The organism is Oleiphilus sp. HI0061 (genome assembly GCF_001635675.1).
The window spans coordinates 1-1,776 of record NZ_LWFE01001324.1 but is presented as its reverse complement, the minus strand read 5'-3'; the positions used below and the strand labels follow the sequence as shown (position 1 = coordinate 1,776).

Here is a 1,776-nt window from a genome sequence, read left to right as displayed (position 1 = left end):
CATCAATCAATTTACCGCTTTCTTCATCTGGTACTTTTGACTCCCCAGGGACAGTACTGTGAGAAATATTTATTTCTCGCTCAACAGGCTCTGTAATTGAGTCAGGATCGAAACTACCAGAATAAATACCAACTCGATTATCAAGTAAAGAATCTATATTCATTTTCTCACTAAATAACACAGTTGGATTTAAGTCCACGCCGTAGCTTATCTCTTCAGAATCAGGAGTGATGCGAACAATAGTCGGTGCAGTAGTATCGGTGGCAGCCTCAGGCAGACTACGAGTACCATCGCTATCACAGGCAGAAAGGCCCGAAAGAAAAATAACAACCAGGAGTATTAGTTTATTTTTCCCGGCTCTTAGGTAGTGAGAGTGCATTTAAACTCCATATAAATACAATAGTAGAAATGAATCAGGCATTTATACCATGTACCAGATGAACGCTCTATGGTTTACTTCCAAGATTGTGCGACAAGTAACAGCTTCGCTTAGAAAATATTGGACAGTTTGAGTATAAAAGTTTTAATGAGGGCTTTTTTAAACGCAATGAGAAAAAAGGCCTGAATAAATTCAGGCCCTTACCAAGGTTAAGATATCTTCGGAGCCAAAGAACCGTCTTGGTACTGTGCAAACATTGAATCAAGACTTTGAGCCTTAATCTTATCAGCACGACCAGCTGTTCCGAACGCTTCGTATCGAGCAACTACAATTTCTTTCATCGCACTTACAGTTTCTTTTAGATACTTTCTAGGGTCGAATTCTGCTGGATTCTGTGCCATAAAGCGACGCACAGCACCAGTAGAAGCCAGACGTAGATCGGTATCAATATTTACCTTACGAACGCCATATTTTATGCCCTCTACAATCTGCTCTACAGGGACACCATAGGTTTCAGGAATTTCGCCGCCGTACTCGTTAATAACAGCAAGCCATTCTTGAGGTACAGAGGATGAACCATGCATTACCAGGTGCGTACCAGGAATACGTTCATTTATCGCTTTAATACGGTCAATAGCCAAAATATCACCAGTAGGTGGACGCGTGAACTTATACGCGCCATGGCTTGTACCACATGCAATCGCTAACGCATCAACACCAGTTTGCTTAACAAAATCTGCTGCCTCTTCTGGATCAGTTAACATCTGATCGTGACTAAGTGTACCTTCAGCACCAACACCATCTTCTTCACCTGCCTGGCCAGTTTCTAAAGACCCCAAACAGCCAAGCTCACCTTCAACAGAAACACCGCAAGCATGCGCCATTTCAACAGTGCGCTTTGTGACGTCAACGTTATATTCGTAGCTGGAAGGTGTTTTGCCATCGTCCATCAGCGAACCATCCATCATCACTGAAGAAAACCCAAGTTGAATCGAGCGCTGGCAAACTGCTGGAGAAGTACCGTGGTCCTGATGCATACAAACAGGAATGTGCGGGAATTCTTCGATAGCCGCCAAAATAAGATGACGCAAAAAAGGTGCTCCGGCATATTTACGAGCACCGGCTGAAGCCTGCACTATCACAGGACTATTTGTTTGATCAGCTGCTTCCATAATAGCGCGCATCTGCTCAAGGTTATTTACGTTAAACGCTGGAACTCCGTAGTCATACTCTGCAGCATGATCAAGTAGTTGTCGCATACTAATTAATGCCATGATTATCTCCGGTTAAAACATGGATTGAATTTATGAGCTTGCGCGCTCTATTAACATTGCTACTGCAGGTAAATTCTTACCTTCTACAAATTCTAAAAAGGCACCGCCACCCGTAGAAATATA

The 1,776-nt window shown here is 42.9% G+C and carries 2 protein-coding genes and 1 pseudogene; all 3 read right to left on the bottom strand.

Annotation, left to right across the window (positions count from 1 at the left end; translation table 11 throughout):
• The coding region (locus A3735_RS20920) for an Ig-like domain-containing protein (protein ID WP_156499799.1) at positions 1–379 on the bottom strand (379 nt) is incomplete at its 3' end.
• Between the two features lie 209 nt (positions 380–588).
• On the bottom strand, positions 589–1,653 hold the full coding sequence (fba, locus tag A3735_RS20915) for a class II fructose-bisphosphate aldolase (protein ID WP_068506450.1): 1,065 nt from the start codon (positions 1,651–1,653) through the stop codon (positions 589–591).
• Positions 1,654–1,683: 30 nt separating this feature from the next.
• A pseudogene (locus tag A3735_RS32035) lies at positions 1,684–1,776 on the bottom strand (phosphoglycerate kinase); the annotation flags it as partial.

What these genes read in the sequence shown, in the direction of transcription:
- fba (WP_068506450.1), bottom strand. Translation starts at nt 1,653, where the DNA reads ATGGCATTAATTAGTATGCGACAACTACTTGATCATGCTGCAGAGTAT.